The 8,929-nt window shown below is 73.9% G+C and carries 7 protein-coding genes; all 7 read left to right on the top strand.

Features of this window, described 5'->3' with window-relative positions; genetic code table 11:
* Window positions 1-747 (top strand): DUF2079 domain-containing protein (locus CRM73_RS16795; protein WP_229588584.1); only part of this gene is annotated, 747 nt, incomplete at its 5' end.
* 178 nt (window positions 748-925) lie between these two features.
* Window positions 926-2,866, top strand: coding sequence for a DEAD/DEAH box helicase (locus CRM73_RS16790; RefSeq protein ID WP_370658560.1), 1,941 nt, complete (start codon window positions 926-928; stop codon window positions 2,864-2,866).
* Window positions 2,867-2,962: 96 nt separating this feature from the next.
* Complete coding sequence (locus CRM73_RS16785; RefSeq protein ID WP_081994267.1) at window positions 2,963-4,567, top strand: cell wall metabolism sensor histidine kinase WalK; 1,605 nt, start codon at window positions 2,963-2,965, stop codon at window positions 4,565-4,567.
* A 9-nt stretch (window positions 4,568-4,576) separates the two neighbouring features.
* Window positions 4,577-5,245: a response regulator transcription factor gene (locus CRM73_RS16780; RefSeq protein WP_017834257.1), complete on the top strand. Its 669-nt coding sequence runs from the start codon at window positions 4,577-4,579 to the stop codon at window positions 5,243-5,245.
* A gap of 74 nt (window positions 5,246-5,319) precedes the next feature.
* Window positions 5,320-6,621 carry an Nramp family divalent metal transporter gene (locus tag CRM73_RS16775; RefSeq protein ID WP_017834256.1) on the top strand — a complete coding sequence of 434 codons (1,302 nt, stop codon included), beginning with the start codon at window positions 5,320-5,322 and terminating at the stop codon, window positions 6,619-6,621.
* Between the two features lie 191 nt (window positions 6,622-6,812).
* Window positions 6,813-8,024 (top strand): glycosyltransferase, encoded by a 1,212-nt coding sequence (locus CRM73_RS16770; RefSeq protein WP_229588583.1) that lies wholly within the window; start codon window positions 6,813-6,815, stop codon window positions 8,022-8,024.
* Window positions 8,021-8,929: glycosyltransferase (locus CRM73_RS16765; protein WP_229588582.1), on the top strand; the 909-nt coding region annotated here is incomplete at its 3' end. The genes CRM73_RS16770 and CRM73_RS16765, both read left to right, overlap by 4 nt.

The raw sequence follows: 8,929 nt of genomic DNA, 5'->3' as shown, positions 1-8,929 counted from the left end.
GCCTGGTCGGCGCTCGCGGTGACCGTGGTGCTGCCCGCCCTGAGCCCGGACGGCCGGTTCGCGTACGCGGACCGGCTGGACCTCGCGGCGGTGGCGGCCGACCCCGCCGGGGCCCTGGTCTCCCTGGTGCTGCCGGGCCAGAAGGCGCTCACCTGGCTGGCCGTGCTGGCGGTGGGCGTGGTGGTCGCCGTGCGCTCGCCGCTGGCGCTCGTGGCGCTGCCCACGCTGCTCTGGCGGATGCTCTCGCCGAACCACGGCTACTGGGGCACGGGCTGGCACTACAGCGCCGTCCTCATGCCCATTGTCTTCGTCGCCCTGCTCGACGCCGTGCTGCGGCTGCGCGGCGGACGCCTCCGGCGGCTCGCCCGGGCCGCGCCGGCACTGGCGTTCGTCGTCGCGCTCCTGCTGGTCCCGGGGCGCCCGCTGGCCGACCTCGTGGACCCCGCCGCCTACCGTCCGGACCCCCGGGCGGGCGCCAAGGCCGCGGTCGTCGCGGCCGTCCCCGAGGGGGCGAGCGTGGCCACGGACCTGACCCTCCTGCACCACCTCGTGCCCGGCGCGCAGGTGCACTGGCTGGGGTCCGAGGGCGATCCCGCCCCCGACTACGTGGTGGTCGACCGGCTCGGGGCCGCGTGGGGCGGGAACCCGCCGGGGGGCGTGGCCGGCTGGGCCCGGCAGCGCTACGGCGCCGGCTACACCGAGGTGCGTGACGAGAAGCACCTCGTGCTGGTGCGCCGCCGGGGCTGACCGCGCCGTCGCGTGCGCTAGACTGGACGGACCGAATCCGGTCACTCCCTCACTTTCTCGTGCAACGCGATGCCGTCCGTGCATCGTGTTCGGCCGCGGCCCGTGCCGCGCCGAGTCCGACGCTCCCGCCCCGTGCGGGGCTCCAAGTGGTTGGCAGGGACGTCCGGACACCACGACCGTGGCCGACGCCCCTGGGCATGCTCCCGGGCCGCCACCCGCACAGATAACGAGGCACTTCTCCATGACCGTCGACACCCCCAGCACCCCCGGCACCGCCGAGGAGCACACCATCACCTTCGCCGAGCTCGGCATCGACTCCCGGGTGCTCGCCACCCTGGACGAGGTCGGCTACGAGAACCCCACGCCCATCCAGGCCGCCACCATCCCGGTGCTGCTGCAGGGCAAGGACGTGGTGGGCCTGGCCCAGACCGGCACCGGCAAGACCGCGGCCTTCGCCGTGCCCGCGCTGTCCCGGCTCGCCGAGCTCTCCGACGTCAACGGCGTCTCCCGCGACACCCAGGTCCTGGTGCTCGCCCCGACCCGCGAGCTCGCCCTCCAGGTCGGCGAGGCGTTCTCCTCCTACGCCACCCACCTCGAGGACTTCACCGTCCTGCCGGTCTACGGCGGCTCCCCCTACGGTCCGCAGCTGGCCGGGCTGCGCCGCGGCGCCCAGGTGGTCGTCGGCACGCCCGGCCGCGTGATCGACCACCTCAAGAAGGGGTCCCTGGACCTGTCCCACCTGCAGTACGTGGTCCTCGACGAGGCCGACGAGATGCTGCGCATGGGCTTCGCCGAGGACGTCGAGCAGATCCTCTCGCAGACGCCCGTCGAGAAGCAGGTCGCCCTGTTCTCCGCGACCATGCCCCCCGCGATCCGCAAGATCGCCAAGCAGTACCTGCGGGACCCGCAGGAGATCGCCGTCAAGGGCAAGACCACCACGGGCACCAACACCCGCCAGCGGTACCTGCAGGTCATGGGCTCCCACAAGATGGAGGCCATGACCCGCATCCTCGAGGTCGGGGACTACGACGGCGTCATCGTCTTCGTGCGCACCAAGGCCGCCACCGAGGAGGTCGCCGACCGGCTCAAGGCCCGCGGCTACGCGGCCGCCGCGATCAACGGCGACATCCCGCAGAACATGCGCGAGCGCACGGTCGAGGCCCTGCGCGAGGGCAAGATCGACGTCCTCGTGGCCACGGACGTCGCGGCCCGCGGGCTCGACGTCGAGCGCATCTCGCTCGTGGTCAACTACGACATCCCGCACGACACCGAGTCCTACGTGCACCGGATCGGGCGCACCGGCCGCGCCGGGCGCTCCGGCGAGGCGATCCTGTTCATGACCCCGCGGGAGAAGTACCTGCTGCGGGCGATCGAGAAGGCCACCCGCCAGCCGGTGGAGCTCATGCGCATGCCCTCCACGGAGGACGTGAACCAGACCCGCAAGGACAAGTTCGCCCAGCAGATCACGGACACCATGGAGTCCGAGGACCTCGGCCAGTTCCGCGAGCTCGTCGAGCAGTACCAGGCGGAGCACGACGTCGACGCCGTGGAGATCGCCGCCGCGATCGCCGTGATGGCCCAGGACGGGCGGCCCTTCTTCGTGGAGGAGCTGCCCGAGCCGGTGCAGCGCACCCGCGACCGGGACCGTCCGGGGCGGGACGGCGACGACCGTCCGCGCCGCGAGCCGCGCACCGAGAAGGGCATGGCCACCTACCGGATGTCCGTCGGCCACCGGCACCGCGTCTCGCCGGGCTCCGTGGTGGGGGCCCTCACCAACGAGGGCGGGCTGAGCGGCGAGCAGATCGGGGCGATCGACATCCGCTCGACCCACACCCTCGTGGGCCTGCCCGAGAACCTGCCCGCCTCCACCCTGGACCGGCTCTCCCGCACGCGCATCAACGGTGAGCTCATCCAGCTCGAGGCCGACCGCGGCCCGGGCGCCGGCGCCCGGACCCGACCCCGCAGCACCTCGTCCTCCTACCAGGACCGCCCCCGCCGCGGCGGCGGCGCCCGGGGCGACGACTCCCGCGGCGGCTACCAGGGCAAGCGCTCCGGGTACTCCGCGGGCGACCGGGACGGCGAGAAGCCGTTCCGCAAGCCGCGCAGCAAGAAGTACTGAGCCCGGGGGCAGGACCCCGGACCGGGAGGAGGGACGGGCCGCACGGCCCGTCCCTCCTTCATCTGCCTCTCACGTGCCGTCGATAGGCTGGGGCGCATGTCGGGCGCGCGGTGGGAGAGGGTGCGGACGGAGCTGCGGTCCGTGCGCAGCCGGGTGCTCGCCACGACCATCGCCTTCCTGGCGGTCGCCCTCCTCGCCGTGGGCGGGATCACCCACTACTTGCGCCTGGTGGACCTCGACGAGTCCGTGCGCCAGGACATCGTCCAGGAGGCGGGGGAGCTGCAGCGGCTCGCGCAGCGCGGACCGCTCGGCCCGGACGCCTCCCTCTCGGAGGACCTGGACGCCACGGCCGAGGAGCCGTTCACGGACCTGCCGCAGCTCTTCTACACCTTCATGACCACCACGGTGCCCGGGGAGCACGAGAGCATCCTCGCGCTCGTCGGCGGCGAGCCGGCGTTCGAGCACGCCGACCGGTCACGGTTCCAGCTCGACGCCCCCGCCACGCTCGCCGCGGCCGTGGAGCGGGCCCGGCCCGGGCAGACCGTCGTCTTCGACCTCGAGCAGGACGGCCGGACGCTCCGTCTCGGCGTCATCTCGGTGGTCCTGGACGAGGACCCGCGCCAGGGCTACCTCGTGGTCGGCTTCGACATGAGCGCCCAGCGCCGGATCGTGCTGGACTCGCTGTGGCGCTACCTCGGCATCGCCGCCCTCACGACGGTCGTGGCGGGGCTGGTGGCCTACGTCCTGGTGGGCCGGGTCACCGCACCGATCACCCGCCTGCGCCGGGCCACGGAGCAGATCAGCCCGGACGACCTGGGGCGACGCGTTCCCGTCACGCAGGACGACTCGGACGTGGGCCAGCTCGCCGTGAACTTCAACGGCATGCTCAGCCGGATCGAGGCGGCCTTCGTCCAGCAGCGCCAGTTCCTCGACGACGCCGCGCACGAGCTGCGCACCCCCCTGACCATCCTGCACGGCAACCTCGAGCTGATGGACGAGCACGATCCCGCCGACGTCGAGGAGACCCGGGCGATGCTCCTCGACGAGATCGAGCGGATGAACCGCCTCGTGGAGGACCTGCTGCTGCTCGCCAAGGCCCAGCGCGCCGACTTCATCCGCCCCGGCCCCGTGGACGTCCCCGCCTGGCTCGACGACACGATGGACCGGCTGCGCGCGCTGGGGGACCGGCGCTGGGAGCTCGAGGCGCGGGCCGAGGGGCAGGTCGTGGCCGACGCGCAGCGGCTCACCCAGGCGGTCGTGCAGCTCGCCGCCAACGCGGTGAAGTTCTCCGCCCCCGGGGACCTCGTGGCCCTCGGCGCCGCCTGGGCCACCGGGCCCGCCGCGCCCGGCGAGGACACCCCCGCGCGCAGCCTCGAGGTGTGGGTCCGGGACACCGGCGTGGGCGTGGCCCCGGAGGACCAGCAGCGGATCTTCGAGCGCTTCGGCCGGGCCGAGACCGGGCGCACCGTGGAGGGCTCCGGGCTCGGCCTCGCGATCGTGGCCGCCATCGCCCACGGGCACGGCGGGACCGTGGGGCTGCGGTCGAGCCCCGGCCGCGGCGCCACGTTCACCCTCCGGCTGCCGGAGTCCCCGCCCGCCGCGGCCCCGGTCCCCCCGTCCGGTGCCGCCGGGTCCGGTGCAGCGGTGCCTCCCGCCCCCGTGCCCGGTCCCGACCTCAGCCCCGCACCTTCCAGGAAGTAGAGGCACCCCATGGCCAGCATCCTCATCGCCGAGGACGAGGAGCGCATCGCGCGCTTCATCCAGAAGGGCCTGCGCGCCGCGGGCTACACGACCACCGTGGTCGAGGACGGCACGAGCGCCCTCGACTACGCGAGCACCGGGGAGTTCGACCTGCTCGTCCTCGACGTGGGTCTGCCGGGCATGGACGGCTTCCAGGTGCTCTCGGTGCTGCGGTCCCTGGGCTTCTCGATCCCCGTGATCATGTGCACCGCCCGCGACTCGGTCGAGGACACCGTCGCGGGGCTGGAGCAGGGGGCCGACGACTACCTCGCGAAGCCGTTCCGGTTCCAGGAGCTGCTGGCGCGCGTCCGGGCCCGGCTCCGGGACCGCGCGGTGGCCGAGCAGACCGACGACGGGCTGCGCTACGGCGGGCTCGCCCTCGACGTCGGGACCCGGTGCGCGGTGCTCGAGGACCGGCAGGTCGAGCTCTCCGCCCGGGAGTTCGCCATGGCCAGGGCGTTCCTCGAGAGCCCCGGTCAGGTGCTCACGCGCGAGCAGCTGCTGAACAAGGTCTGGGGCTACGACTTCGACGGCTCGTCCAACGTGGTGGACGTCTACGTCCGCTACCTGCGCAACAAGCTCGGCGCGGAGCGCATCGTCACCGTGCGCGGAGCCGGCTACCGCCTCGCCAAGCTCTGATCGGCACCGGCCCGGTAGGGTGATCCGGGGCACGGCCCCGGCCACCCGACGGACCGATCTGACGAGGAACCAGCATGAGCGAAGCGAACGAGAAGTCTTTCGCGGCCCACCGTGCCCGCACGGACGACGACGGCGGGGCGCCCGCCAAGTGGAAGATCGTCGGCCCCGGCCTGGTGGTGGCCGCCACGGGCGTCGGCGCCGCCGACATGGTCGCCACCCTGGTCGCCGGGTCCCGGTACGGGTACGGACTGCTGTGGGCGGTGATCCTCGGCGTGATCCTCAAGATCATCCTCGTGGAGGGCGCCGGGCGCTTCACCCTGGCCACCGGCAGGACGATCTTCGAGGGCTGGCGGTCACTGGGCCGCTGGACCACCTGGTACTTCGGCCCGTACATCATGATCTGGGGCTTCGTCTACGGCGCCACCGCGATGTCCTCGGCGGCGCTGCCCCTCGCGGCGGTGTTCCCCGTCCTGCCCCTGTGGGCCTGGGCGATCATCATGGGGCTGCTCGGCTTCGTCATGGTGTGGTTCGGGAAGTACTCCTTCTTCGAGAAGGTCACCGCCGCCCTGGTCGGCCTGATGTTCGTCACCGTGGTGGGGCTGGCGGTCATCGCCGCCCCCAACATCCCCGAGATGCTGACGGGCCTGGTGCCCGTCATCCCGGAGGGCGGCGTGCTCTACACGCTGGCGCTCGCCGGGGGCGTGGGCGGCACCATCACCCTGGCCGCCTACGGCTACTGGCTGCGCGAGAAGGGGTGGTACACGCCCAAGTGGATGCGTGTCATGCGGATCGACAACTCCATGGCCTACGTCGTGACGGGGGTCTTCGTCATCGCCATGCTCGTGGTGGGCGCCGAGGTGGTGCGCTCCGCCGGGGTGGCGCTCAGCTCCGGTGACGAGGGCCTGCTCGACCTCTACGCCGTGCTGCGCGCGGAGTACGGCGACGTGGTCGGCACCGGCTTCCTCATCGGCTTCTGGGCCGCGTCCTTCTCCTCGATCATCGGCGTCTGGAACGGCGTCTCCCTCATGTTCGCGGACTTCTGGGGCAACATCCGCGGCAAGGAGTCCGGCCACCCCGACACCCGGGTGGGCGGCAAGTACTTCCGCTTCTACGTGCTGTGGCTGACGTTCCCGCCCATGGTCCTCTTCGCCCTGGGGCAGCCGATCGGCCTGATCCTGGCCTACGGCGTCCTCGGCTCGCTGTTCATGCCGTTCCTCGCCCTCACGCTGCTGGGCCTGCTCAACGGCAGCCGGATCCCGAAGGAGTGGGCCAACAAGCTCCACACCAACATCGCCCTGGGCATCACGGCCCTGCTCTTCGCCGTCCTGGGCGGCCAGCAGCTGGTCAAGGCGGTCGCGCCGGTCTTCGGCGGCTGAGCCGGCCCGCGGCCGGTCCACCCGGGCGGACCGGCCCGCCGGGGCCTCCGGGCCGGTCCCGGCGGGCCGGGCGTCCGCAGATGAGAACCTTTTCATCGACGGCTCATGTTCTCATCATGTCCCTCGGCCACAGTGGGCGGCAGCCGCACCGGCGCCGGACCCACCGGCGCTGATCCCCCGAGGAGGACACGATGAGCGACGACGAGCTGCGGGTGGTGCTGTACTCCCACGACTCCCAGGGCCTGGGCCACACCCGCCGGAACCTGGCCCTCGCCCGGTCCCTCGCCCAGCACCTGCCGGCGCTGACGGGGCGCCCGGTGACGGGCATGCTGCTGACCGGCATCGACGCCGCCACGTCCTACGGGCGCCCCGACGGCTTCGACTGGGTGGTGCTGCCCGGGATCCGCAAGGGCGCGGGCGGCTACGCGCCCCGCAACCTCTCCGTGGGCATGCGCCACCTGACCGCCCTGCGCTCCGGGATGGTGGACGCCGCGCTCACGGCCTTCCGCCCGCACCTCGTCGTCGTCGACCGCCACGCCTGGGGGGTGGACCGGGAGCTGCTGGAGCCGCTGCGCAGGCTCCGGGACCGGAGCCCCGGCACGGCGGTGGTCCTCGGCCTGCGCGAGGTCCTCGACGAGCCCGCGGCCGCGGCCCGCGAGTGGGCCGCGCTCGGGGACCTGGACCCCGTGCGGGAGGTCTACGACCAGATCTGGGTGTACGGCGACCGCGCGGTGCACGACCCGGTGGCCTCCGGCGAGATCCCCGCCGAGCTCGCCGACCTGGTCCGCCACACCGGCTACCTCGCCACCGGCCGGGCCGCCGGACGGCGCACGAGCGGCGTGGACCGCCCCTACGTCCTCACCATGGCCGGCGGGGGCTCCGACGGCCACCGCCTGACCCTCGCGGCCGCGCGCGCCCGGGTGCCCCACGGCCACCGGCACGTGGTGATCACGGGTCCGCAGATGCCGGAGGAGCACGCCGAGCAGGTGCGCGCCGCCGCCGTTCCGGGCACCCTCGTCCTGCCGTCCGTGCCCGACGCGCTCGCGGAGGTGGTGGACGCGAGCGCGGTGGTGTCGATGGGCGGCTACAACTCGGTCGCCGAGATCCTCACCACGAACACCCCCGCGCTCCTGGTCCCGCGCGACCGGCCCCGGCAGGAGCAGCTGATCCGGGCCCGCGCCCTCCAGGCCCACGGCGCGGTGGACGTGCTGACCGCCGACGCCCTCACCGGCGCCGCGCTCAGCGGCTGGCTGCACCGCGTGGTCGGCACCGTGCGGCTGCGCCGGCACCTGGCGCTCGACGGGCTGCACGCCGTGCCCGTCCTCGCGGCGCGGCTCCTGCCCGCGGGCCCGCCGCCGGTGCCCGCGCAGGCCGTGCCGGCCCGTGCCGGAGGCCTCCGGTGAGCGGCCACCGCATCGGCTACGTGCTGAAGGTCTACCCCCGCTTCTCGGAGACCTTCGTGGTCACCGAGGTCCTGGCCCGGGAGGCCCAGGGCGAGGACCTCACGATCTTCGCCCTCCGGCACAGCACCGACCCGCGCTTCCACCCCGAGCCGGCCCGCGTCCAGGCACCGGTCCACCACGTGGAGCGCCCCGAGCGGGCCTCCGCCGGCTGGGCCGTCCTGGCCCGCGCGGCGGAGGTGGTCCCCGGCTTCGGCCCCCGCTTCGCCGCCCTGCTCCCGGAGCTGGCCGGCACGGAGGCCTCCGAGGTCCACCAGGGGGTGGCGCTGGCCACCCGGGTCGTGGAGCAGGGCATCACGCACCTGCACGCGCACTTCGCGACCCTCGCCGCGCACGTCGCCGAGATCGCCTCCCGGCTCACGGGGGTGCCGTTCTCCGTGACGACCCACGCGAAGGACATCTTCCACGAGTCCGTGGACCCCGCCCGGCTGCGCCGCACCCTCGAGCGGGCGGAGCACGTGGTGGCGATCTCCGAGTACAACCGGCGGCACCTGGCCTCCGCGTTCCCCGCGCACGCGCACCGGCTGCGGCTCGTGCGCAACGGCCTGGAGCTCGCCCGCTTCCCCTACCGGGACCCCGCGCCCGTGGGGGAGACCCTGCGGGTCGTGGCCGTGGGGCGGCTCGTGGAGAAGAAGGGCTTCGACCGCCTCGTGCGGGCGGCCGCCCGGTACCGGGAGCAGGGCGGGCGGCTGTCCGTCACCGTCGCCGGCGGCGGCGAGCTGGAGGGGCCGCTGCGCGCCCTGGTCGCGGAGCTCGGCGCCGGGGACGTCGTCGACCTCGTCGGGCCCCGCACCCAGGCCGAGGTCGGCCGGCTGCTGCGCGCCGCGGACGTCTTCGCGGCCCCGTGC

Origin of the sequence: Kocuria sp. CCUG 69068 (assembly GCF_020833785.1) — a bacterium.
GTDB lineage: Bacteria > Actinomycetota > Actinomycetes > Actinomycetales > Micrococcaceae > Kocuria > Kocuria rosea.
This window is presented reverse-complemented; position numbering and strand designations above follow the sequence as displayed.